Raw genomic sequence first — 23,284 nt, forward strand, 5'->3', positions numbered from 1 at the left:
TTCCCGAAAAGGCCGGCAGCGGAAAGCCTTAACAGGATGGACAATCGGCCGGTCGAAACTCGACCGGCCGATATCGTTTATTCAGCCGCCAAGGCCAGTCGAGGCCTTTCGGCTACTTTGCTGGATGCCAAATCGTCTTCCTTCGCGGCAATCCTCTTTGGCTCGCGGCCGAAGAACAGGGCGTAGCCCGCCGGCAGGACCAGGATGGTCAGCACGGTGGCAACGAGGATGCCGCCCATCATGGCGTAGGCGAGCGGCCCCCAGAACACGCCGCGCGAGATCGGGATCAGTGCAAGCACCGCCGTCATCGCTGTCAGCACGATCGGCCTGAAGCGGCGCACGGCCGAGCCGATGATCGCTTCGTAGCGGTCCATGCCTCTCGCAATGTCCTGGTCTATCTGGTCGACCAGGATGATCGAGTTGCGCATGATGATGCCGAGCAGAGCGATGACGCCGAGGATGGCGACGAAGCCGAACGGTGCGCCGCTGATCAAAAGGGCCGCCGCAGCACCGATGATGCCGAGAGGGCCGGTCGCCAGAACCAACATCGCCTTGCCAAAATGCTGCAGCTGGATCATCAACAGCACGACGATGACGGCCAGCATTATCGGCGCCTTGGCGGCGATCGAAGCCTGGCTTTCCGCCGAATCCTCCGCACCGCCCTGGATCTCGATCTTGTAGCCGGGCGCCAGCCCGTCACGCAGGCCCTGCATGTCCTTGTACATCTTGGTGATGACGTCGTTGGACTGCACGCCATCCGGCAGCGTCGCCCGCACGCTGATGGTCGGCAAGCGGTCGCGGCGCCATTCGATGCCTTGCTCCATCACCGGCACAACCTTGGCCACCTGCGACAGCGGCACGGACCCGCCGAAATCGGTCGGAATATAGACGGAGTCGACCGAGGACAGCAGGCTGCGGCTGGCATCCGGCTCGCGGGCGACGATCGACACCGTCTCCTCGCCGTCGCGGAAGTCGTCGAGCGGCACGCCGGACATGGCCGCCCGCAGCGTCTGGCGGATGCGCTGCGAGGTGACGCCGAGCGCACGGGCGCGATCCTGGTCGATGTCCAGCTTCATGGCCGGCACCGGCTCGAGCCAATCGTCATGGACTGCGCCGAGCAGCGGATTCTCGTGGAACTTCGCCTTCACCTGGTCGGCGATGCGGCGCACCTCCTGGCGATCCGGCCCCATGACGCGCATCTGCACCGGCCATCCGGTCGGCGGACCGAGGAACAAACGGTCGACCTTGGCGCGGATCGACGGAAAATCCTCGGCCAGGACGGTGCGCAATTTGACGATCAGCCGTTCGCGGGCCGGTTCGTCATTGGCCATAACGAGCAGCTGGGCAAAGTTCGGGTTGCTCAGCTGCTGGTCGAGCGGCAGGAAGAAGCGCGGCGCGCCTTCGCCGATATAGGTCGCGATGAAGCGCTTGTCCTTGTCGTCCATCATCTTGGCTTCGAGCGACTTGGCCTGTGCCTCGACCTCCTTGATGCTGGTGCCTTCCGGCAGCCAGAGATCGACGAGGATTTCCGGACGCGACGACTGCGGAAAGAAGTTCTGCGGGATGAACTGGAACGCCCACAGGCTGGTGCCGAAGGTGACCAAAGTCATGGCCAGGACGATGATGCGATGGCGCACCGCCCAGCCGACGGTTCCGCGCAGCCGGCGATAGAAGCGCGTGTCGAAGGCGTCGTGGTGGCTGCCAGCATGCTTGCGCTGCTTGAGGATCATGTTGCCAAGCCACGGCGTGAAATACACCGCGACGAACCAGGAGACGACCAGAGCGATGCCGACGACATAGAACAGGGTGCGGACATATTCGCCGGCCGTCGAGGCGGCGAAGCCGACCGGGATGAAGCCGGCCGTGGTGATCAGCGTGCCGGTCAGCATGGGGAAGGCGGTCGAGGAATAGGCGAAGCTTGCCGCCTCGATCTTGACCAGCCCCTCTTCCAGCTTCCGCTCCATCATCTCGACGACGATCATGGCATCATCGACAAGCAGGCCGAGCGCGATGATCAGGGCGCCGAGCGAGATGCGCTGCAGGTCGATGCCGAGTTCGTACATGATGGCGAAGGTGGCAGCGAGCACCAGCGGGATGGTGATGGCGATGATCAGGCCCGAGCGCCAGCCGATCGACAGGAACGAGACGACGAGCACGATCAGCAGCGCTTCGCCGAGCGCATGCATGAACTCGGCCACCGCATCCGTGACGACGCCCGGCTGATCGGAAATCTGGTCGACCGAAACGCCATAGGGCAGCGTCTCCTCGAAGCGCTTGTAGGTGGCCTCGACGTCCTTGCCGACATCGGTGACCTTAAATCCCTTGGCCATGACGACGCCAAGCTGCACGCTGTCATGACCGTTGAAGCGGTATTTGCGCTGGAACGGATCTTCCAGACCCGAGGTCACCGTGGCGATGTCGCCCAGCCTTGTCACCTGGCCGCCGGCGCGCAGGCGCAGGTTCCTGATATCCTCGACCTTGGCGACGTCGCCTTCGACGGCAATGCGCACCGAATTGGTGCCGGTGTCGACGGACCCGGCCGGATCGACATTGTTCTGTCCCTTGATCGCGTTCTGCAGATCGGTCAGCGTCAGGCCGCGTTCGGCGAGCGCCTTGGACGAGACGTCGATATAGAGCTTTTCCGGCTGATCGCCGATGATGACGGCCTTCTCGACGCCTGGCGTCGTCAAAAGCATGTCGCGCGCCTGGATGGCGAACTTCTTCAACTCGGGATAACTAAAGCCGTCGCCGCTGATCGAATGCAGCGTGATGAAGGTGTCGCCGAATTCGTCGTTGAAATAGGGGCCGAGCAGGCCTTGCGGCAGGTCGCCTGATATGTCGCCGACTTTCTTGCGCACCTGATAGAAGGCGTCGGTCACCTCGGCGGTGTTGGTGTCGCCCTTGATCTGGACCGTGATGATGGCGCTGCCGGCGCGGGTGAAGGAGCGGACGAAGTCGAGATGCGGCGTCTCCTGCAGCTTGCGCTCGATCTTGTTGACGACCTGGTCTTCCATCTCCTGGATCGACGAGCCCGGCCAGATTGCCTGGACGACCATGACCCGGAAGGTGAAATCGGGATCTTCCTTCTGGCCCATGCGCATCAGGCCGAGCGCGCCGGAAATGATGATCAGGCCAAACAGGAACCGCGCAATGGCGGGGTGGCCGATTGCCCAGCGCGACAGGTTGAAGGGCCGCTTCTCTTCCGTGGAATTGGTCATGGATGCAGATCCATCTGTTCAGCAATCGAGGTTCGGAGTGGCTTCCGGGCGGCAAGGCTCTCCGAGAGGAGAAACGCTCATCGCGGTGGGACGCGAAAATCGATGTGGGGGTTACATCAATCGAGCGTCTCGGGTGGGCGCTTGCCGCCCGGAAACCAGCGGCTGCGGGAACGCGCAGCCGGTTGTCTTGAGTCAGCGCACCTGCTTGGTGTCGCCGCCGTCACCCGCCGCAGAGGCGGATTGCAGCACCGTGTCACCGGCGAATTTCACCTTGAGATTCTCGGTCATGAACTGCGTGCCGGCAGCGACCACGACGTCGCCGGGCTTCAGACCCTCTGCGACACGCACGCCATCGGCGGCAAACTTCGCGACCTTGACCAGACGGGCATGAACGGTGTCGGCGCCACGATCGACGGTCCAGACGATCGACTGGCTGTCTTTCTCTGCCAATGCGCTCAGCGGGATCGAGACGAGCTGCCGCTCATTGGCCGCCGAGGCTTCGATGCCGGCGGTCATGCCGAGAAGCACGCGCGGGTCGTTTGGCAGGCTGACGCGGACGGCAAAGGTGCGCGATTGCGGATCGGCGCTGCCGGCGACTTCACGGACCTTGCCGTCCAGCGCCAGCGCGTCGTCGGACCAGAAGCCCGCCTTGACGACCTTGCCCGGCTTGAATTCGGCGATTTCCATTTCCGGAACAGCGATCAGCACTTCCTTTTCGCCGTCGACCGCGACGGTGACCACCGGCGAGCCGGAGCCGACCACCTGGCCGACATCGGCGGTGACCGCGGTGACGATGCCATCCCTGTCGGCCTTGAGATCGGTGTAGCCAACCTGGTTCCTGGCCTGGGCGAGCGTCGAGCGGGCGGAATCGCGGGTGGCGACGGCCTGGTCGTAGGCCAGGGTCGCCTGCTCCAGCTGCGATTTCGGTGCGAACTTCTTGTCGAACAGCTGTTCGGCACGCTTGCGGGCAAGCTCCGATGTCTCGACCTGCCGATCGGCGGCATCAAGGGCTGCCTGCGCGCTCTTGACCGAAAGGTCGTAGTCGATGGGATCGATGCGGGCGAGCACATCGCCCGAGGTCACGTGCTGGCCGATGTCGACGAGGCGCTCCGTGATCTTGCCGTTGACCCGGAAAGCCAGCGCGCTTTCGGTGCGGGCCCGCACCGAGCCGGAATAGGAGAGCGTGCGGGTATCATGCGCCTGGGCGATCTCGACGACCTTGACCGGCCGGATGATTTCCTTGACTTCGGCTTTTTCTTGGCTGCAGCCGGCGAGCCCGAGGGCCGCGACCATCAGGCCGGCAACTGGCAGTTTGCGGAGGATGGAACTGGACAAAGACATCTTGTACTCCCGACTGGAGATGAACGGTCGACACCGGCGTTCGGCGGCTATTACTTCAAAGCCCTGATCGCATAGTCGATCAGGTCGTCGGGCATCGCCCGGTTGGTCTTGGCAAGGCATTGCGCCACCATCTGCGGATGGCACAGGATGACGGTCGAGGCGCCGAAACACCGAGACGCGATCACCGGATCCTGTTCCCTGAACTCACCGGCCTCGATGCCGTCGCGGATCACGTCCGCAATCAGGTCGTGAATGCTGTCGACATGCTTGTCGATGACGCCCCAGTCTCGTTCGAGTGCGACGACGACAATCTCGTGGACCTTCTGCTCGTCGAGCATGACTTCCGTCGTCATCTTGTATTGGGCATGTATGTAGCGCCGAAGCCGCTCCTCGGCGCTGACCGGCAAATGCGCAATATCGTAGGCCATCTTGTAGCTTGCGCCGAGCATCCGACCGCAGACAGCCTGGTGGATTTCCACCTTGGAAGTGAAGAAGCGGTAGATGTTGGCCGGCGACATGCCGAGTTCGCGGGCGATGTCGGCGACATTGGTCTTGCCGTAGCCGTAGTGGCGGAACAAGCGCTCGGCGCAATCGAGAATGCGCGTCACATTTTCCTGTCGGGCGGCGTCGGCGACGATGGTGGCGGCTTCGGACATGACCTCTGTTGCTTTATGAATGACGAATTTCAATTTTCGTCACTCGTAAATCGAAACGAGTGACCTGTCAATGCAATTTCGACGTACTTGTACGCCTGTTGACATATGGTGACATTCGATAGACGTCACGAAGCCAGCGGAGGATGCGGACTGTAGAAAATATTTCCCGCGAGAGGCCGTCGGCGCTTCAGGCGGCCTTTGCCATTTCGCGCAGCCGGAACTTCTGGATCTTACCGGTCGAGGTCTTCGGGATTTCGGCAAAGATCACCGCCTTCGGCACTTTGAAGCGGGCAAGCAGCGCGCGGCAGTGTTCGATTATCTCGGCCTCGGTCGCCGACTTGCCGGGCTTCAATTCGACATAGGCGACGGGCACCTCGCCCCATTTGTCATCGGGCCTGGCGACGACGCCGCAGGAGGCGACGCAGGGATGCTTGTAGAGCGCATCCTCGACCTCGATCGAGGAAATATTCTCGCCCCCCGAGATGATGATGTCCTTGGAGCGGTCCTTGAGCTGGATATAGCCGTCGGGATGCATGACGCCGAGATCGCCAGAATGGAACCAGCCGCCGGCAAAGGCCTCATCGCTGGCCTTGCGGTTCTTCAGATAGCCCTTCATGACGATGTTGCCGCGGAACATGACCTCGCCGATGGTCTCGCCGTCCGCCGGCGTCGTCCGCATCGTCTCGGGATCCATGATGGTCAAGCCTTCGAGTGCCGCATAGCGTACGCCCTGCCGTGCCTTCTTGGCGCTGCGTTCACCCTTTTCGAGGTCGTCCCAGGCGCCGTGCCATTCGTTGACGACCGCCGGACCGTAGGTCTCGGTGAGGCCGTAGAGATGGGTGACGGCGAAGCCGGCGTCGGCCATCCCCGACAGCACGGCTTCCGGCGGCGGTGCTGCCGCGGTGTTGAAGGTCACCGTCTGCGGGAATTCCCGCTTGTCCCCGTCCTTCGCATTGATCAGCACCGACATGACGACCGGTGCGCCACATAGATGGGTGACGCCATGATCGGCAATCGCATCGTAGATCGGCTTCGGCCGCACCCAGCGCAGGCACACATGGGTGCCGGCCTGGACGGCGAGCGTCCAGGGAAAGCACCAGCCATTGCAGTGGAACATCGGCAGCGTCCACAGATAGACAGCATGCTTGGCCATGCCGGCATGGATGGTGTTGGTGTAGGCCATCAGGGCGGCACCGCGGTGGTGGTACACCACGCCCTTCGGATTGCCTGTCGTGCCGGAGGTGTAGTTGAGCGAGATGGCATCCCATTCGTCGTCGGGCATCGACCAGGCGAAATCCGCATCACCACCGGCGACAAAGGCCTCATAGTCGAGCAAGCCAATCCGCTCGCCTTTTGGGTACGGCGCGTCGGCGGCGTAGTCGGGATCGTCATAGTCGATGACCAGCGGCTTGACCTTGGCCAGTTCCAGGGCCTGCCTGACGCTGGAGAACTCGCGGTCGACGATCAGCACCTTGGTCTCCGCGTGGTCGAGTTGGAAGGCGATGACCGCGGCATCGAGGCGTGTGTTGAGCGAATGCAGCACCGCCTTGGTCATCGGCACGCCGAAATGCGCCTCCAGCATCGGCGGCGTGTTGGACAGCATGACCGTGACCGTGTCGCCCTTGCCGATGCCGCGTTTTTGAAGCGCCGAGGCAAGCTTCAGCGAGCGCTGCCAGAAATTGCGATAGTCGATGCGCTGGCGGCCGTGGATGATGGCGATATGGTCGGGATAGGTCCTGGCCGCGCGCTCCAGATAGGTGAGCGGCGTCAGCGGCTGATGGTTGGCCGCGTTCTTGTCGAGATCCTGTTCGTAAGGATTGCCCATCCCCATACTCCCCGCGTTCTTTCTTTAGACGTTCTAATCACGGCCTCGGGCCGCGTCACCATCAGCGATGCTCCGTTGGAGCACATTTGGCGCAATGATGATCCAGAATCGCCGCGCCAAAGGGCATCGCATACCCGTGTCCAGTTTGACTTTTGTCGAGAGCCGTGAATAATGTCAGCCGAGGAGACGGCATGGCGATCAGACCGGCAGAACAACTTATCCACAAGGCCGCCTGGCTCTATTACGCCCATGGCCTCCGGCAGGACCAGGTGGCGAGCCAGCTTAACATTTCCCGTGCCTCGGTCGCCATGTATCTACGCAAGGCGCGCGAGACCGGCATCGTCAACATCTCGACCTCGACCCAACTTTTCACCGACGATGTGCTGGCGCGCAAACTCGAGGATGCGCTGCGCCTCGACGCCGTCTGGATCGCGCCTGAAAACGACCATATCGCCGACCCATCGACGGAAATCGCCGTGCTGGCGGCAAGCGTCTTTCTCGAACTGGTCAAGAAGGGCGACCGCATCGGCGTCGCCTGGGGCCGGACCGTCTACATGATCGCCGACGTCATGTCCTATGCCGACCTGCAGGATGTCACGGTGGTGCAGCTCTGTGGCAATCTCGGTGCGCCCTATTCCTATCGGCCCGACCAGTGCACGATGGAGATTGCGCGGCGCCTTAACGCCAAGGGACTCAACTTCTACGCACCGCTGGTGCTGTCGACGGAAGAGCTGGCACGCGCGCTGCGTGCCGAGCCGGTGATCCGCGAACAATTGTCGGGCGTCGGCGAATGCGACCTGGCGCTGTACTCGGTCGGGGCGGTCGACGCCGACAGCCACCTGGTCAAATGCGGCGCGCTGACACCAAGTGAAATGGCGGAACTGCGAAAGCAGGGCGCTGCCGGCGTCATTGCCGGGCAGATCATCGACGCCGAGGGCAAAGTGCTCGACTGCAGTTATAACAGGCGTGTGATCTCGGCCGAACTTGCCTCGCTGCGCGCCATCGCCCGGCGGCTGATGGTCGTGCAGGAGGACAGCAAGTTCGAGCCGCTGCTCGCGGCGATCGCCGGTGGCCTTTGCACGCATCTGGTGGTCGGCGCGCGCATGGCACAGCGGCTCCTGGATCGCGGCATTCCTATTTCACCATAGAAGACAGCAATTGGACGAAGCGAACATGAAGAACCTGTGGAATGACGATGCAGCCGAAAAGCTCGTTGCCGACTATGCAACGAAGGGCGTCGGCCGCGACCTGGCCTTGCGCGTCTACACGACCCGGCTGCTGGGCGGCGAACCAAGGCTGGTCCTGCATGGCGGCGGCAACACATCCTGCAAGACGACAGCCACCGATCTCGTCGGTGACGAGTGGGACGTGCTGTGCGTCAAGGGCAGCGGCTGGGACATGGGCGTCATCGAGCCGCAGGGGCTGCCGGCGGTCAAGCTCAAGCCGCTGCTCAAGGCGCGCGCGCTGAACAGATTGGCCGACGAGGACATGGTCGCGCTGCAGCGCGTCAACCTCATCGATCCGTCATCGCCAAACCCTTCGGTCGAGACGCTGTTGCATGCCTTCCTGCCACACAAATTCGTCGACCACACGCACTCGACCGCCATCCTCGCCATCGTCGACCAGGAAGACTCCAAGCCGCTGGTGAAGACGGTCTTCGGGAGCAAGATGGGTTACGTGCCCTACATCATGCCCGGCTTCGACCTTGCCAAGGCGGCGGCCGACATCTTCGACGCCGACCCCGCGGTCGAGGGCCTGATCCTCGACAAGCATGGCATCTTCACCTTCGGCGACGATGCCAGGCAGGCCTACGACCGAATGATCCACTATGTGAACGTCGCCGAGGACTACATTGCCGCAAGCGGCAAGCCCAAGGCGGCAAAGGCAGCCTTGCCGGCAAAGCTAGCAACACCGGCCTCCATCGCGCCGACGCTTCGCGGCGCCGTTGCCGTGGCGCGCGGCGAAGGCCGCTTCGACCGCATGATCAGCGACTTCCGCACTTCGCCGGCAATCGTCGATTTCATCAATTCGGCCGAGATTGCCGATTATGCCGGACGCGGCGTGTCGACGCCCGATCTGTCGATCCGAATCAAGACCGGACCTATGGCGCTGCCGGCGCCCGATGCAGACAAGGCCGGCGACTACAGATCCGTGATCAAGAGCCATGTCGATGCCTTCGCCAAGGATTACCGCGCCTATTTCGAAGCCAATGATGCGCTCGACGACGTCAAGCGCACCATGCTCGACCAGATGCCGCGGCTGACGCTGGTGCCGGGCCTCGGCATGTTCGGCCATGGCCGCACCTTGAAGGATGCGAAGATCGCGTCGGATGTCGGCGAGATGTGGATCGAGGCGGTGCGCGGCGCCGAGGCGGTCGGGCGTTTCCATCCGCTCTCCAAGGCCGACCTGTTCCCGCTCGAATACTGGTCGCTCGAACAAGCCAAGCTTGCCTCCAACAAGCCGAAGCCGCTGACCGGCCAAGTGGTGCTGATCACCGGCGGCGCCGGCGCAATCGGTGCAGCGACAGCAAAACTGTTCGCCGACAATGGCGCCCATGCCGTTGTCGTCGATCTCGATGCCGAGAAGGCCGCAGAGGCGGCGAAGAAAGCCGGCAACAATTCGATCGGTGTCGCCGCCGACATTACCGACCCGGCACAGGTGCGTGCCGCCTTCGACAGAGCGGTCGCCGTGTTCGGCGGTGTCGACATCCTGGTGTCCAATGCCGGTGCTGCCTGGGAAGGCCGGATCGGTGAGCTAGACGATGCTCTTTTGCGCAAGAGTTTCGAACTCAACTTCTTCGCCCATCAGTCGGTGGCGCAGAACGCCGTGCGCATCATGCTCGAACAGGGCACCGGCGGCGTTCTGCTGTTCAACACCTCCAAGCAAGCGGTCAATCCGGGGCCGAAGTTCGGCGCCTATGGCGTGCCGAAGGCAGCGACCCTGTTCCTGTCCAGGCAGTACGCGCTTGATTATGGCGCGCACGGCATCCGCTCCAACGCCGTCAATGCCGACCGCATCCGCTCAGGGCTTTTGACCGACGCCATGATCGCTAGCCGTTCGGGCGCGCGCGGCGTGTCGGAGAAGGATTATATGTCCGGCAATCTGCTCGGCCAGGAAGTAACGGCACAGGACGTGGCGCAGGCGTTCCTGCATCATGCGCTGGCCGATCGCACCACCGCCGACGTAACGACGGTCGATGGCGGCAATATCGCGGCGGCGTTGCGGTAGATTGAGAGAGCATCAACCGGCTTGCGCAGCTAGCAATCCGTAGCTACATTGTAGCTCACTCAGAGGAGTTATAACATGGCAACTGATACCGTGGTCCGCGCTCGGATCGATACGGCGACAAAGGATCAGGCAACAGAAGCCCTGGCGGCAATGGGCCTGTCGGTTTCCGACGCCATCCGCCTGCTTTTGGTTCGCGTCGCTGCCGACAAGGAATTTCCCTTTCCGGTGAAGGTGCCTAACGCAACCACTCGAAAGGCCATGGCCGAATTGGAACAGGGCAAGGGCAAGCGTTTCGCCTCGGCCGATGAGCTGTTCAAGGATTTGGGCATCTGATGTGCTGACGCCTGTTCGCTCCGGGCAATTCCGTCGCGACGTGAAACGTATGGAGAAGCGTTGCAAAGACCTTGGCAAATTGCGCGAACTGCTCGGCCGGCTGATCGCCGGAAACGAGCTACCGGCGAGTTATAAGGATCACCCCTTGAAAGGCGACTGGAAAGGCTATCGTGACGCGCACATAGAACCGGACTGGCTCTTGCTCTATCGGGTGGTCAGCGACGAATTACAGCTTGCTCGCACCGGCTCTCACTCCGATCTGTTCAACGAGTAGCCCGAAGCCGGTCTGCTACAGCAGTTCCCGGATGCCTTCCCAAGCCTTTCTGCCAAGCCTTGAATCAGCCTCGTCATTGCCTCCGTGTGCATGCAATGCCGAGCGTGGCGTGATCTCGCCTGGCAGGAGAATGCGGTGACCCGCATCCGGCGATGAAACGAGATGGGTGATCTTACCAACTTCACCGCGCCGCTGAACAATCTCTGTCGCGAACCACAGGGAGGGCCACAGCGCATCGTCGCCACCTGCGACCAGCAGAATCTCGGCCGATGCGGTCTCAACGGGGATGGCTGCCGCATTTGCTTCCTGTTCGAAGGCTTTCAAACAATGCTCGAAGTGTCCTCGATAGGACACAAGGCCATCCACATACTCTCGGGTCCAATTCGGGTCCGTCGGCACGAATGGCAGGGGAATACCGTCGAGCGACCAAGAGGATCGTTCAGGCCAGCTGACGCCATCCCGGCCCGCACCGATATTTCCCCAAACCACCGATGACGGGCTGATAGCGACCACAGCGTTGATGCGCTGGTCATGGACCGCCGCAAGCAGTGATGCCTCGGCACCCTTGGATGTGCCGAAGTAGACGATGCGGCGGCATCCTGTTTCAATGAGAAAGTTGGCTGCCGCAAAGAAGGTTTCGAGGGGAATTTCGCATATTCCGGGAGCCTGGCCCTCGCCGCCGAACCACTGCAGGGCCAGGGCAGATGAGCCCTCGTTTGCAAAGAGCCGTGCGCGCCCGACATCGACGCGGCCGCTCGATCCGCCTAACACAACGACGCCGGTGGTGGCCTGCGGGGATCGAAGCAATGTTCCGGCGACGGCACCGGACAGATTTTCCTCGATTGCGGCCTGTGATTCCATACATGCACCGAACCTTCCAGAACCAGCGGACTGGCTCTGCGAATATTCGGCAAAAAGCCGCCTGCAGCAAGCGGCTGCAGTCGGCCTCCTATAGCGAACCTACTTGGCGTTCGGGTTCGGCATCCAGGCCGGCATCGCGACATCGGCATGGGCGAACTGCGGCAGCTTGGCCGACAGGTCCTCCATGTTCTTGATGTCCTTGTCGATGAGGTCCTTCTGGGTGATCAGCGTCGGCGGCACGATAACGTTGTGGCCGGGGTCTTCACCGGCCAGCAGCTGCGCCAGCGCGCGCACCGAAACCTGGCCGACGACGGCCGGGTTAGTGGCGGCCGTGGCAGCCCAGGCGCTGTCGGGCTCGCGCATCGCTGATATATCCGAGGTCGAAATGTCGGCCGAATAGATCTTGATGCCCTTGTTCAATCCCGCTTCGTCGACAGCGATCTTCACGCCCTTGGCGAATTCATCATAGGGGGCGAACATCACCTTGATGTCGGGATGGGCCGACAGCACCGAGCGCGCCTGGTTGGCGACGGAATTGGCGATCGGATTGTCTAATGTGCCGAACATCGCGACTTCCTTGATGCCGGCATACTTCTTCTTCACGTCGACCCAGGTCTCGTTGCGGCGGTCGAGCGGCGCGATACCGGCGACATAGACATAGCCGGCATCCCAGCTCTCGCCATTGTCCTTGACCGCCTGTTCGAGCGCGAGGCGGGCCAAGTCGCGGTCGGACTGTTCGACCTGCGGGATCTTGGGGTTCTCGACATTGACGTCGAAAGCCACAACCTTGATGCCTGCGTCGACCGCACGCTGTGCGGCGTCCTTCATCGATTCCGTCAGGCCGTGCTGGATGATGATCCCCTGAACGCCGAGCGCAATGGCCTGGTCGACCATGTCGGATTGAAGCGCGGCGTCCTGGCGGCTGTCGAGCACGCGCAGGTCGATGCCGAGCGCCTTCGACTGTGCCTCGACGCCGCTGAGATAGGCCTGGAAGAAGTCACCGGTCGAGAGATAACGCACCAGCGCGATCTTGACGCCGGGCTTGTCGAAAGGCGCCGGCTTGTCGGCGGCCAGCGCCGGGAATTGCATCAGCATGGTTGCGCCGGCCAATCCGAGCGCCACCTTCCCCAGAAGTCTTCTTGTAATGCTCACTTTGTTTTCCTCCACTCTTGTTGAACCCAAAATCCTGTTCCGGTCGAAACTACCTCCTGCCCCTGCCCGAAAGTGCAAAGGTGAAGACAAGGGCGACGACCAGAACCACGCCCTTGACGAAATCCTGCGTGTAGTAAGGCGCGTTCATCATCGTCAGGCCTTGCAGCAAGATGCCGACGAACAGCGCGCCGACGGCGGTGCCGAAAGCGTTCGGCTTGGCGGCGCCGAGCACCGCGTAGCCGATCAGCGCCGCAGCGACGGCATCGAGCAGCAGATTATTACCCGAGGCGATGTCGCCGCGTCCAAGCCGGGCGGCGAGCAATATGCCGCCGATCGAGGCAAAAACTCCTGAAATGACGTAGGCCCAGATCTTGTATGCCTTGACAGGCGCGCCTGCGAGTTCGGCGGCGCGCTCGTTGCTGCCGACCGCATACATCATGCGGCCGAAACGGGTGTATTCGAGGAAGAACCAGATCAGCACGGCGAGCACGAGCAGCACCACCACCGACACCGGGATGAGGTTGGGGATGAAGAAATCGAAGCGGTGGCGGCCAAGCGCGAGGAAGGCGTCAGAGAATTTGCCGTTGGCGACCGAACCGTCCGGCATGGTCATGCCTGTGGCGATCGAGCGGCCTTCGGTCGGGATGCGCTGCAGGCCGACGAGCAGGAACATCATGCCGAGCGTCGCCAGCAGATCGGGCACGCGCATGTAGACGATCAGCCAGCCGTTGATTAGGCCGACAACGGCGCCGATCAGCAGGCAGACCACGACCGCGACGAAGGCGTTCTGCTCCAGCACCACCATGACATAGGCGGCCGCCATCATGGCCGACGTGGCGACCGAGCCGATCGACAGGTCAAAGCCGCCGACGACGAGCGTCGCGGTGACGCCGAGCGCCAGCACACCGGTGATGGCAACCGACTGGAAGATGAAGACGGCACTTTGCGGAGAGACGAAACCGTCGGCGGCAATGGCGAAATAGCCGACGAGCCCGAACAAGAGCACGATGAAGCCGTAGCGGATGGCGTGGTCGCGCGACGTCATTCAGCGCTCCCGCGCGCCGCTGCCGTCTTTACCCAACTCGAACCCATGCTTTCTCCATTCCCAATCCTATTCACCGCGACCCTCAGGCGGCGCTGTGCAGCGGTCCGCCCGCCACCTCGGCCAGCAGACGATCGAGATCGACGTCGGCATTGCGATGCTCGCCGACGATGGTCTGCTCCGACATCACCAGGATGCGATCGGCGGTCTCCAGCGCCTCGTCGAGTTCGGTGACGAACAACAATGTGGCGCGGCCGTTTGCACTCGCTCTCAATTTGGCGGCAATGTCGCGCCGCGCGGAAATGTCGACGCCCTGAAACGGCTCGTCCAGAATGAACAGTCTTGCATCCTGAGCCATCCAGCGGGCGACCATCACCTTCTGCTGGTTGCCGCCGGACAGCTCGGACATGTCGTCCTTCTCGGAGCGGCAGACAATGCCCAGTTCCTCGATCTGCCGGCGAGCCGTGGCGCGTTCGAGACGGCGCTTGAGAACAGCGAAACGCGACATGCGCTTGTGAAACGGCAGGCTGATATTTTCCTGGATGTTGAAGCCGCCGACGATGCCGTTCTCGCCGCGGTCCTTGGCGACGAGAAACACGCCGGCGGCGATCGCCTCACCCGTCGATCGCGGTGCATAGGGCTTGCCGTTCATCGTCATGGTGCCGGCGAGCGGCTGGCGCACGCCAAACAGCGTCTCGGCAAGCGCCGTCTTGCCGACACCGACGAGCCCGGTGATCGCAACGACCTCGCCGTCGCCGAGCGTCAGCGAGATCGGTTTGGCGCCCGGCGCGATGCGCAGGCCTTCGATCGTCAGGATTGCCTTGGCCGAATTCCTAACAACGATCTGGTCGAGATGGATCTTGCGGCCGAGCATGGCGTTGACCGCGCCTTCATAGTCGAGCGGCTTCTTGTCGAAGATGCCTGAGATGATCCCGTCGCGCATGGAGACGATGCGGTCGGCAAGTCGCCTGATATCCGACATGCGGTGGGAGATGTAGAGGATCGCCACGCCTTGCTCGCGCAGCCTGTCGATCAGCGCAAACAGCCGATCGGCCTCGGTGCTGGAGAGCGATGAGGTCGGCTCATCGAGGATCAGCACTTTCGGCTGGTGCGCCAGCGCGCGAGCAATCGCCACCATCTGGCGATCGGCCAGCGAAAGATCGCTTACCCGCGCCATCAGATCGATGGCCAGCCCCATGCGGTCGGCGACCGCCTTGGCCTCCCGGCGTACGCGCACCGGATTGAACAGGGTCGGCGCGCCGCTGCCGCTCAGCCTGTCGAGAGTGAGATTGGTAGCAACGTCGAGATCGGCGACGACACCGTCATTGATGTTCTGGTGAACGGTGACGACGCCTGCGCGGATCGCCTCGGCCGGCGTTTTCGGGGCGAAATCCTGGTCGGCGAGCGCCATCGTGCCGCCACCGCGTTCGTAGACGCCGGAAATGATCTTGACGAGGGTGGATTTGCCGGCGCCGTTGGCGCCCATCAGCACGGTCGCTTCGCCGGCATGCAATTCGAGCGAGACGCCGCCAAGCACCTCGTTATGGCCAAAGGATTTCCTCAGTCCCTCTACGCGGAACACGGCATTGCCGACCATGCGTTCCTCCCTGACATGACGCTATGGGCTGTGTCGGCAATTGTCAACCCGATTGACAATTGCCAGATCGCTTCCTAGCTTGGCCCGACCGTCACGCCTCGATTATGTTCGGGGCGCGCATATGCGGGAGGATGACGATGACTGAAGAATTGCCGTTCGAAGCCCTATCGGTCGAGACCCTGGCTGCCCGCCTTGGCACAAACGACGCGCTGTGCGCGAAGATCGGCAATGACACCACACGCTGGAAGGTCCGCGAGGTCGGTGACGGCAATCTCAACCTCGTATTCATCGTCGAGGGTGCCAGCGGTGCGGCGGTGGTCAAGCAGGCCCTGCCCTATGTCCGTCTGGTCGGCGACAGCTGGCCGCTGCCTTTAAAACGCTCCTTCTTCGAATATCATGCGCTGACCAGGCAAGAAGCGCGCGCCCCCGGATCGGTGCCGGCGATCCATTATTTCGACGAAAGCCAGGCGCTGATCATCATGGAATATCTAGCGCCGCCGCACATCATCCTGCGCCGCGCGCTGATCGAAGGCCGGCGATTGCCGAACATTGCTCGGGATATCGGCCTGTTCATGGCCCGCACGCTGTTTCGCGGCTCCGACCTGCACATGACGGCCAAAGACCGCAAGGCGGATCTGGCGCTGTTCGCCGACAATATCGAACTCTGCGATATCACCGAAAACCTGGTGTTCTCCGATCCCTATTTCGACGCCAGGATGAACCGACATACCTCGCCGCAGCTAGACGGCCTCGTCGCCGAATTGCGCGCCGACCGCGACCTGAAGGTCGAGGCGCAGCGGCTCAAGCACATCTTCGCCGCCAATGCCGAAACGCTGCTGCATGGCGACCTGCATTCCGGCTCGATCATGATCACCGACACGGAAACCCGGATGATCGATCCGGAATTCGCTTTCTACGGTCCGATGGCCTTCGACGTCGGCATGCTGCTTGCCAATTTCTGGATGTCGTTCTTCTCGCAACGCGGGCACGAGCAGGAGAGCAAGCGCGATGCCATGCGCGCCTATCTGCTCGAGGTGACAGTCGAGACCTGGTCAGTGTTCCGCGCCGAGTTCTCGCATCTGTGGCGCACCGAACGCACCGGCATGCTCTATCAGAAAAGCCTGTTCGAGGATCAGGGCGACAGGCTCGGCGCCGAGCAGGCACTCGACCATGTGCTGCACCAGATCTGGACCGACCTGCTCGGCTTTGCCGGCATCGAGGTGCACCGGCGCATCCTCGGCCTCGCCCACAATGCCGACTTCGAGACCATTGCCGACGAGGATTTGCGCGCCAGTTGTGAAGCAAAGGCGCTGAAATTCGGCCGTCACATCGCCGTCAACCGGCGCCATATCCATAGCATCGGCGAGGTCAACCAACTGGCCGCGCTGATCGAACAGGAGAGCAGCATTTGAACGTCGGCGACCGCCACTATCGCACCATCTGGCTGAGCGGCGACGGGCGTTCGGTGGAGATCATCGACCAGCGCTGGCTGCCGCATGATTTCCGCATCGAGACGATCGGCACGGTTGACGGCATCGCCACCGCGATCCGCGACATGTGGGTGCGCGGCGCGCCGCTGATCGGCGTCACCGCTGCCTATGGCGTCGCCATGCAGATGGCCGACGATCCCTCCGATGCGGCGCTCGATGCCGCGTGGGAGACGTTGCACGAGACGCGCCCGACCGCCATCAATCTGCGCTGGGCGCTGGACGAGATGCGGCGCTTCCTGCGGCCATTGCCAGCAGAGCAACGCGCCGAAGCAGCCTACCGACGCGCCGGTGAAATCGCCGACGAGGATGTAGGCCTCAACCGCGCCATCGGCGAGAACGGCCTCGCCATCATCAAGGCGATCGCGGCGCGCAAGCAGAAGGGCGAACCGGTCAACATCCTGACCCACTGCAATGCCGGCTGGCTGGCCACCGTCGACTACGGCACCGCCACCGCGCCGATCTACCTAGCCACCGAGGCTGGCATTCCGGTCCACGTCTATGTCGATGAGACGCGGCCACGCAACCAGGGCGCCCAGCTGACCGCATGGGAGATGGCCGGCCACGGCGTGCCGCACACGCTGATCGTCGACAATGCCGGCGGCCATCTGATGCAGCGCGGCGCAATCGACATGGTCATTGTCGGCACCGACCGCACGACTGCCAGTGGTGATGTCTGCAACAAGATCGGCACCTATCTCAAGGCGTTAGCCGCCGCCGACAATGATGTGCCTTTCTATGTCGCGCTGCCGTCGCCGACCATCGACTGGACGGTGCATGACGGTCTGGCCGAGATCCCGATAGAGCAGCGCTCTTCCGACGAGGTCTCGCTGGTCTGGGGCAAGACCGCCAGCGGCGAGATTGCCCAGGTGCGGATTTCGCCGGCGACGACGCCCGCGGCGAACCCGGCTTTCGACGTGACGCCGGCGCGGCTGGTGACCGGCCTGATCACCGAGCGCGGCGTCGCCAAGGCATCGCGCGAAGGCTTGAAGGCGATGTTTCCAGAGCGCGGGTAGGAGCCGGCCATCGAACCATCAATACAGCGGCTTGGCCATATGCCTTGGCGTTGGCCACTCGGTGGTGGTGCCGGGCTGCACCGGCCGCTCGAGATAAGTCGACAGCACCACATAGCTGCGTGTCGAGGTGACACCAGGCGTCTCGTAAAGGCGCGACAGCAACCCTTCGAGTGCCCTGGTGTCCTCGGTGCGGACCTTGAGCAGCATGCAGCTGTCGCCGGCAACCGAATGGATCTCCTCGACCTCCGGATACTCCGAAACCGCCATCAGCTCCGGGGTTTTTCCCCAGCCCTTGGTGTCGATATGGACAAAGGCAAGCAAAGGCTTTTTCACCGCCCGGGGATCGATGATTGCCGCGGTGTTTCTGATGGCGCCGCTGCGCCGAAGGCGTTTGACCCGCTCGTGCGCGGCAGGAGGCGACAAGCCCACGCGATCGCCCAGTTCGGCGTAGCTGATCGTGGCGTCATCGACCAGGACGCCTAATATTCTTCGGTCTATCGCGTCGAGGTCGCGGGTCGCAGCCTTGTTCTGCGGAATACCATCTGTTTCTTCATCCATGGCCAATTTCCCGATTGCCGCTGAATAAAATACGGCGATCATGACGATATGTCGAACGCAGATCAAGTTGCATCACTGGCGCCAAGCGCTCGCGCCCCTATCCCGGCGCTTGCTTACCTGCTGACCGGCTGCATTGCGGTCATCGGCTCGAACTCGCTTGTGCTGGGCCCGATAGCACCGGCCGTGGCCTCCTCGTTCGGTACCAGTGTGCCGGCCGTGATGATTGCGGCGGCCGCGTTCGGCCTCGGTACCTCCGCAAGCGCCCTGTTCCTGGCCCGCTACATCGACCGGCTCGGCGCGCGCAGGATGCTGCAGGGCGCATTGCTGTTGCTGGCGATAGCGCTGGTCGCAAGTGCGATAGCGCCTACGGTGGTCATGCTGGTCGCAGCACAGCTGCTGGCGGGCATCGCTGCAGGCATCGCCATGCCGGCGATCTATGCCAGTGCGGCGGCCATCGCTCCACCGGGCAGGGAGAGCGGCACGATCGGCGTCGTGCTGACCGGATGGACGCTCAGCATGGTGGCCGGCGTCTCGCTGTCGGCGGTGTTGGCCGATCTCGTGCATTGGCGCGCCGTCTTCGCAGCAGTCGCTCTGCTGGCAGTGCTTGCACTGGCCGGCCTCTCACTCTCCTCGCTAAACGATGTCAGGAAAAGCGGTCCGGCACCGACCCCGCTGGACGCGCTCGGCATTCCCGGCATCGTCCCGCTTCTCATTGCCTGCGCCGCGTTCATGACCGCCTTCTATGGTGTCTATGGCTATCTCGGCGACCACCTTCACGTTGGGCTGGGAGAGCCGGTCAGCGCCAATGGGCTCGCCGCACTCGCCTATGGGATCGGGTTCGGCACCGCTGCTCTCCTCGACGGCGTCATCGATCGGCTGGGTGCACGACGCGTCATGCCATTCGCCTACCTTCTGGTCGCCGTCGTCTATGTCGCAATGGCCGCGACGAGCGGCAGTTTCGGGCTGACCTTGACCATGGTGGCCGTTTGGGGACTGGCCAATCATTTCGGCCTCAACGTCTTGGTGATGCGTCTGTCAGCACTCGATCCGTCGCGCCGCGGCACGATCATGGGCTTGAACAGCGCGGTAACCTATCTTGCGGTCTTCGTCGGCACCACCAGCTTCGGGCCGCTTTATGCCAGCTTTGGTTTTGCGACATGCGCGGCGGTCGCGGCAGTGCTGATGCTGGTTGCGGCGTCGGCGGCGGCGTGGCGCCGATCCAATTGACAGACTGTATTGGTCATCGGCTCTTCGTCCGGTTGACAGCGGCACCCCTGCCCTTCCATACAAAGCCGTTAAAGTTCTCAGGGCGGGGTGAAAGTCCCCACCGGCGGTAAAGGTTTCGGCCTGAGCCCGCGAGCGCCCTCCGGTTGTCGGAGGGGTCAGCAGATCCGGTGTGATTCCGGAGCCGACGGTTAGAGTCCGGATGGAAGAGAACGAAACGGAAAACGGACCGCCTTGGCGGGCCGGATTTCGTATCGTGCGTCCTGATTCTGGTTCGAAACGGAAGGATGGACCCATGAATCAGCATTCCCATAAAGACTATGAAACTGTTCGCATCGCCGTCATTCGCGCGCGCTGGCACGCGGATATCGTCGACCAATGCGTGCAAGCCTTCGAGGCAGAGCTTTCCGCGCTCGGGGAGAATCGCTTCGCCGTCGATGTCTTCGATGTGCCGGGCGCCTATGAAATTCCGCTGCACGCCAAGACCCTGGCCCAAACCGGCCGCTATGCCGCGATCCTCGGCGCCGCCTTTGTCGTCAATGGCGGCATCTACCGGCATGAGTTCGTCGCCAGCGCGGTGATCGACGGCATGATGAATGTACAGCTGTCGACAGGTGTGCCGGTGCTGTCGGCGGTGCTCACCCCGCACAACTACCATGACAGCGCCGAGCATCACCGCTTCTTCTTCGAGCACTTCGCCGTCAAGGGCAAGGAAGCGGCCAACGCCTGCGTGCAGATCCTGGCGGCGCGGGAGTTGATCGCGGCCTGACCAAAGAGCCCGGATTTCAGCCATGCAACAAGAATTGCGATCGACAAGACTTCTGAAGGTTGCGGTTGGCCTGAAATCCGGCCAGAAGCATCAAGGGCCGGCCGGCTACCGGTCGGCCCGCGACGTTGCGCTTGAAACCAGATACGGGAGACTATTGGGTGGCTCGCATAACACTGAGACAATTGCTCGACCACGCCGCCGAATACGGCTACGGCGTGCCCGCCTTCAACATGAACAATATGGAACAGGGCCTCGCCATCATGGAGGCCGCCGAGGAGACCAAATCGCCGGTCATCCTGCAGGCAAGCCGCGGCGCGCGGGCCTATGCCAATGACGTGGTGCTGGCCAAGCTGATCGACGCGCTGGTCGAAATCCATCCCGACATTCCGGTCTGCATGCATCTCGACCATGGCAACAACGAAGCCACCTGCGTCACCGCGATCCAGTATGGCTTCACCTCGGTCATGATGGACGGATCGCTGAAGGAAGACGGCAAGACGCCTGCCGACTACGCCTACAATTCCGGCATCACCAAGCGCGTCGTCGACATGGCGCATTGGGGCGGCGTATCCGTCGAAGGCGAGATCGGCGTGCTCGGATCGCTGGAGAGCGGCGGCGGTGAACAGGAAGACGGCCACGGCATCGAAGGCGCGATCAGCCACGACCAGCTTTTGACCGATCCTGAACAGGCTGTGGAGTTCGCTAGGGACACCCATGTCGATGCGCTGGCGGTTGCCATGGGCACGAGCCACGGCGCCTACAAGTTCTCGCGCAAGCCGGACGGCGCGGTGTTGGCCATGAACGTCATCGAGGAAATCCACCGCCGCCTGCCGAACATGCATCTGGTCATGCACGGTTCGTCTTCGGTGCCGGAGGATCTGCAGGAGATCATCAACAAATATGGCGGCCAGATGAAGCCGACCTGGGGCGTCCCGGTGGAGGAGATCCAGCGCGGCATCAAGCACGGCGTGCGCAAGATCAACATCGACACCGACAACCGCATGGCGCTGACCGGAGCCATCCGCAAGGTGCTGACCGAGAACCCGAGCGAGTTCGATCCGCGCAAATATCTGACGCCGGCCATGGCCGCGATGCGCAAGCTCTGCAAGGAGCGCTTCGAACAGTTCGGCACCGCCGGCAACGCACAGAAGATCAAGCCGCTGCCAGTCGCGGAAATGGCCAAGCGTTACAAGTCGGGCAGTCTCGATCCGAAGTTCGGATAGCCTGCCTTGGCGGTTCTCCCTTCTCCCCTTGTTGTGGGAGAAGGTGGATCGGCGCGCAGCGCCGAGACGGTTGAGGTCCAGCGGAGTGAGGCGGCGGTGTCTTCTGGAGCACCCCTCATCCGACCGAGCTTCGCTCGGCCACCTTCTCCCACAAGGGGACCCACAAGGGGAGAAGGGAAAGAGAGGGCGGTGCTGCCCCTACGCCCCCCTCAAAAACTCGATCACCATTGCCGCCGTCCAGGTGAAGCGGCCGCCGCCGAGCGGCTCGCCGGTGAGCGGGTCGTAATATTCGGCAAAGCCGCTTTCCCGGATCAAGTCCAGGCTGGATTGCGTGATGCGCCGTGCCGCGTCGTTGTGGCCGGCGGCGGCGAGGCCGTCTGATATCATGTAGTTGACCACCAGCCAGACCGGGCCGCGCCAGTAGCGCTTGGCGTCGAAACGTGGATCGTTTGGATCATGCGACGGGACGATGTAGCGTGCCTTGGCGGCAAGGCGTTCGACGGTTGCGGCCAGCGCAGCGGTGCGAGCCTCGGGGACGGCCGCGAAGGCCGGCAGGATGCCGCCGACGGAGGCGCTGTCGATCAGTCTGCCGGTGACGCGGTCAAGGCAGAGATACTGGCCGTGCGCATCGCTCCACAGCCGCTCCATCGCATCCAGGCCCTTTCGAGCGCGGGCACGATTGGCGCTGGCGATCCCGGTTTCGCCCAGCAATTGTGCCAGATTGGCGAGATCGGCGCAGGAGCGGACCAAAATGGCGTTGAAGCCGGGATCGACGACTTGGAATGGCGAGGCGTCATGCAATTTGGTGTTGTCCCAGCCAAGCCCGCGAAAGTGCTGCAACAGCCAGATGTAGCGGTCATACTGGCCTTGCGTCGGGCGGTGCGCCGGATCGGCGTGTAAAGTGTCGCGGCGCGTGTAGGGCTCGACACCCTCGGTCGGCACACGCTCGAAGGCATCGTCCCAGTCGATGGAATTGTCGCGGCCGGACTCCCACGGATGGATGATGGCGACCAGCCCCTCGCCCCTGGGGTCGCGGTTTTCGTAGAACCAGCGGTGCCAGGCATCGATCTTCGGCAGCAGCGCGCGGGCCCGCTCCGCGGCCAATTTCTTGTCCTTGGAACGGTCGAACAGGCGGCGTATGGCAAAGCCTGCAACAGCCGGCTGGGTGATACCCGAGGTGGCCGTCGGGCGCCCGGTCCGCCAGACCTCAGGGCCGGGAAAATAGTCGTCGCTCCAGACGTGGAAGACGATGTGCGGCACCATGCCGTCCGGCCATTGGTGTGCGAACAAGGTCTCGATCTCGGTCCAGGCGCGGGCCTCGTCATAATGAGCAAGACCGAGCGCTGTGAGGCAGGAATCCCAGTTCCACTGGAACGGATAAAGCCCTCTCGTCGGGATGGTGTAGGCGCCCTTGTCGTTCTCTTTCAGCACCTCGACGGCGCGGGCGATGATGTCACTGGCGGCGGAAGCAGTCATGAGC

19 protein-coding genes and 1 riboswitch are annotated in these 23,284 nt (G+C 62.8%); of the genes, 9 read left to right on the forward strand and 10 right to left on the reverse strand.

Features of this window, described 5'->3' with window-relative positions; all coding sequences use genetic code 11:
- Positions 1 to 77 precede the first annotated feature (77 nt).
- From NKJ89_RS05230 to NKJ89_RS05245, 4 genes are all read right to left on the reverse strand, one after another.
- The gene (locus NKJ89_RS05230) at positions 78 to 3,218 is read right to left on the reverse strand and encodes an efflux RND transporter permease subunit (RefSeq protein ID WP_352600497.1); all 3,141 of its coding nucleotides are present in this window, start codon (positions 3,216 to 3,218) and stop codon (positions 78 to 80) included.
- Between the two features lie 192 nt (positions 3,219 to 3,410).
- Positions 3,411 to 4,559, reverse strand: coding sequence for an efflux RND transporter periplasmic adaptor subunit (locus NKJ89_RS05235; RefSeq protein ID WP_352600499.1), 1,149 nt, complete (start codon positions 4,557 to 4,559; stop codon positions 3,411 to 3,413).
- Between the two features lie 50 nt (positions 4,560 to 4,609).
- Entirely contained in the window at positions 4,610 to 5,215 is a 606-nt protein-coding gene (locus NKJ89_RS05240) for a TetR/AcrR family transcriptional regulator (RefSeq protein WP_352600501.1), read from the reverse strand.
- Positions 5,216 to 5,402: 187 nt separating this feature from the next.
- A complete protein-coding gene (locus NKJ89_RS05245) occupies positions 5,403 to 7,040 on the reverse strand; it encodes an acyl-CoA synthetase (RefSeq protein ID WP_352600503.1) in 1,638 nt (545 codons plus the stop codon).
- A gap of 191 nt (positions 7,041 to 7,231) precedes the next feature.
- Here NKJ89_RS05245 and NKJ89_RS05250 point away from each other — a divergent pair, with 191 nt between their 5' ends.
- The 4 genes from NKJ89_RS05250 (at position 7,232) to NKJ89_RS05265 (ending at position 10,875) form a co-directional block, all read left to right on the forward strand.
- Positions 7,232 to 8,188: a sugar-binding transcriptional regulator gene (locus tag NKJ89_RS05250; protein WP_352600505.1), complete on the forward strand. Its 957-nt coding sequence runs from the start codon at positions 7,232 to 7,234 to the stop codon at positions 8,186 to 8,188.
- Between the two features lie 25 nt (positions 8,189 to 8,213).
- Positions 8,214 to 10,268 (forward strand): bifunctional aldolase/short-chain dehydrogenase, encoded by a 2,055-nt coding sequence (locus NKJ89_RS05255; protein WP_352600768.1) that lies wholly within the window; start codon positions 8,214 to 8,216, stop codon positions 10,266 to 10,268.
- A gap of 75 nt (positions 10,269 to 10,343) precedes the next feature.
- Positions 10,344 to 10,601: a type II toxin-antitoxin system RelB/DinJ family antitoxin gene (locus tag NKJ89_RS05260; protein ID WP_023758994.1), complete on the forward strand. Its 258-nt coding sequence runs from the start codon at positions 10,344 to 10,346 to the stop codon at positions 10,599 to 10,601.
- 1 nt (position 10,602) lies between these two features.
- Complete coding sequence (locus NKJ89_RS05265; protein ID WP_352600507.1) at positions 10,603 to 10,875, forward strand: type II toxin-antitoxin system RelE/ParE family toxin; 273 nt, start codon at positions 10,603 to 10,605, stop codon at positions 10,873 to 10,875.
- 15 nt (positions 10,876 to 10,890) lie between these two features.
- On the opposite strand, the gene NKJ89_RS05270 is transcribed toward NKJ89_RS05265, so the two are convergent.
- From NKJ89_RS05270 to NKJ89_RS05285, 4 genes are all read right to left on the reverse strand, one after another.
- Positions 10,891 to 11,736: an acyl-CoA thioester hydrolase/BAAT C-terminal domain-containing protein gene (locus NKJ89_RS05270; RefSeq protein ID WP_352600509.1), complete on the reverse strand. Its 846-nt coding sequence runs from the start codon at positions 11,734 to 11,736 to the stop codon at positions 10,891 to 10,893.
- A 99-nt stretch (positions 11,737 to 11,835) separates the two neighbouring features.
- Positions 11,836 to 12,888 (reverse strand): substrate-binding domain-containing protein, encoded by a 1,053-nt coding sequence (locus NKJ89_RS05275; protein WP_352600511.1) that lies wholly within the window; start codon positions 12,886 to 12,888, stop codon positions 11,836 to 11,838.
- 49 nt (positions 12,889 to 12,937) lie between these two features.
- Positions 12,938 to 13,933 (reverse strand): ABC transporter permease, encoded by a 996-nt coding sequence (locus NKJ89_RS05280; RefSeq protein WP_352600513.1) that lies wholly within the window; start codon positions 13,931 to 13,933, stop codon positions 12,938 to 12,940.
- An 82-nt stretch (positions 13,934 to 14,015) separates the two neighbouring features.
- On the reverse strand, positions 14,016 to 15,527 hold the full coding sequence (locus NKJ89_RS05285) for a sugar ABC transporter ATP-binding protein (protein WP_352600515.1): 1,512 nt from the start codon (positions 15,525 to 15,527) through the stop codon (positions 14,016 to 14,018).
- A gap of 137 nt (positions 15,528 to 15,664) precedes the next feature.
- On the opposite strand from NKJ89_RS05285, the gene mtnK reads away from it, so the two are divergent.
- Together mtnK and mtnA are read left to right on the forward strand one after the other, a co-directional pair.
- Complete coding sequence (gene mtnK / locus NKJ89_RS05290) at positions 15,665 to 16,939, forward strand: S-methyl-5-thioribose kinase (protein WP_352600517.1); 1,275 nt, start codon at positions 15,665 to 15,667, stop codon at positions 16,937 to 16,939.
- The gene (gene mtnA / locus NKJ89_RS05295) at positions 16,936 to 18,030 is read left to right on the forward strand and encodes an S-methyl-5-thioribose-1-phosphate isomerase (RefSeq protein ID WP_352600519.1); all 1,095 of its coding nucleotides are present in this window, start codon (positions 16,936 to 16,938) and stop codon (positions 18,028 to 18,030) included. The genes mtnK and mtnA overlap by 4 nt, the downstream gene beginning before the upstream one ends.
- A gap of 18 nt (positions 18,031 to 18,048) precedes the next feature.
- Here the strand turns inward: mtnA and NKJ89_RS05300 are convergent, their stop codons facing one another.
- Positions 18,049 to 18,588, reverse strand: coding sequence for an Lrp/AsnC family transcriptional regulator (locus NKJ89_RS05300; protein WP_023758986.1), 540 nt, complete (start codon positions 18,586 to 18,588; stop codon positions 18,049 to 18,051).
- 48 nt (positions 18,589 to 18,636) lie between these two features.
- On the opposite strand from NKJ89_RS05300, the gene NKJ89_RS05305 reads away from it, so the two are divergent.
- The 3 genes from NKJ89_RS05305 to fba all read left to right on the forward strand — a co-directional run bounded on the left by NKJ89_RS05305 (position 18,637) and on the right by fba (position 21,804).
- Positions 18,637 to 19,815, forward strand: coding sequence for an MFS transporter (locus NKJ89_RS05305; RefSeq protein WP_352600521.1), 1,179 nt, complete (start codon positions 18,637 to 18,639; stop codon positions 19,813 to 19,815).
- 69 nt (positions 19,816 to 19,884) lie between these two features.
- A riboswitch (FMN riboswitch) is annotated at positions 19,885 to 20,030 on the forward strand.
- A 77-nt stretch (positions 20,031 to 20,107) separates the two neighbouring features.
- Positions 20,108 to 20,581: a 6,7-dimethyl-8-ribityllumazine synthase gene (locus NKJ89_RS05310; protein WP_352600523.1), complete on the forward strand. Its 474-nt coding sequence runs from the start codon at positions 20,108 to 20,110 to the stop codon at positions 20,579 to 20,581.
- A gap of 158 nt (positions 20,582 to 20,739) precedes the next feature.
- Positions 20,740 to 21,804, forward strand: coding sequence for a class II fructose-bisphosphate aldolase (gene fba / locus NKJ89_RS05315; protein WP_352600525.1), 1,065 nt, complete (start codon positions 20,740 to 20,742; stop codon positions 21,802 to 21,804).
- Between the two features lie 198 nt (positions 21,805 to 22,002).
- Here fba and NKJ89_RS05320 read toward each other — a convergent pair whose 3' ends face one another.
- Positions 22,003 to 23,280, reverse strand: coding sequence for an amylo-alpha-1,6-glucosidase (locus NKJ89_RS05320; RefSeq protein ID WP_352600526.1), 1,278 nt, complete (start codon positions 23,278 to 23,280; stop codon positions 22,003 to 22,005).
- Positions 23,281 to 23,284 lie beyond the last annotated feature (4 nt).

The organism is Mesorhizobium sp. M0047 (assembly GCF_040323315.1).
Taxonomy (GTDB): Bacteria; Pseudomonadota; Alphaproteobacteria; order Rhizobiales; family Rhizobiaceae; genus Mesorhizobium.

Excerpts from the sequence above, each read along its gene's own strand:
- NKJ89_RS05310 (WP_352600523.1), top strand. The coding sequence starts at position 20,108 with ATGAATCAGCATTCCCATAAAGACTATGAAACTGTTCGCATCGCCGTC.
- mtnK (WP_352600517.1), top strand. The coding sequence starts at position 15,665 with ATGACTGAAGAATTGCCGTTCGAAGCCCTATCGGTCGAGACCCTGGCT.
- NKJ89_RS05300 (WP_023758986.1), bottom strand. The coding sequence starts at position 18,588 with ATGGATGAAGAAACAGATGGTATTCCGCAGAACAAGGCTGCGACCCGC.
- NKJ89_RS05235 (WP_352600499.1), bottom strand. The coding sequence starts at position 4,559 with ATGTCTTTGTCCAGTTCCATCCTCCGCAAACTGCCAGTTGCCGGCCTG.
- NKJ89_RS05250 (WP_352600505.1), top strand. The coding sequence starts at position 7,232 with ATGGCGATCAGACCGGCAGAACAACTTATCCACAAGGCCGCCTGGCTC.
- NKJ89_RS05230 (WP_352600497.1), bottom strand. The coding sequence starts at position 3,218 with ATGACCAATTCCACGGAAGAGAAGCGGCCCTTCAACCTGTCGCGCTGG.
- NKJ89_RS05245 (WP_352600503.1), bottom strand. The coding sequence starts at position 7,040 with ATGGGCAATCCTTACGAACAGGATCTCGACAAGAACGCGGCCAACCAT.
- NKJ89_RS05305 (WP_352600521.1), top strand. The coding sequence starts at position 18,637 with ATGTCGAACGCAGATCAAGTTGCATCACTGGCGCCAAGCGCTCGCGCC.
- NKJ89_RS05260 (WP_023758994.1), top strand. The coding sequence starts at position 10,344 with ATGGCAACTGATACCGTGGTCCGCGCTCGGATCGATACGGCGACAAAG.
- NKJ89_RS05240 (WP_352600501.1), bottom strand. The coding sequence starts at position 5,215 with ATGTCCGAAGCCGCCACCATCGTCGCCGACGCCGCCCGACAGGAAAAT.
- NKJ89_RS05320 (WP_352600526.1), bottom strand. The coding sequence starts at position 23,280 with ATGACTGCTTCCGCCGCCAGTGACATCATCGCCCGCGCCGTCGAGGTG.
- NKJ89_RS05280 (WP_352600513.1), bottom strand. The coding sequence starts at position 13,933 with ATGACGTCGCGCGACCACGCCATCCGCTACGGCTTCATCGTGCTCTTG.
- NKJ89_RS05270 (WP_352600509.1), bottom strand. The coding sequence starts at position 11,736 with ATGGAATCACAGGCCGCAATCGAGGAAAATCTGTCCGGTGCCGTCGCC.
- NKJ89_RS05285 (WP_352600515.1), bottom strand. The coding sequence starts at position 15,527 with ATGGTCGGCAATGCCGTGTTCCGCGTAGAGGGACTGAGGAAATCCTTT.
- NKJ89_RS05255 (WP_352600768.1), top strand. The coding sequence starts at position 8,214 with ATGAAGAACCTGTGGAATGACGATGCAGCCGAAAAGCTCGTTGCCGAC.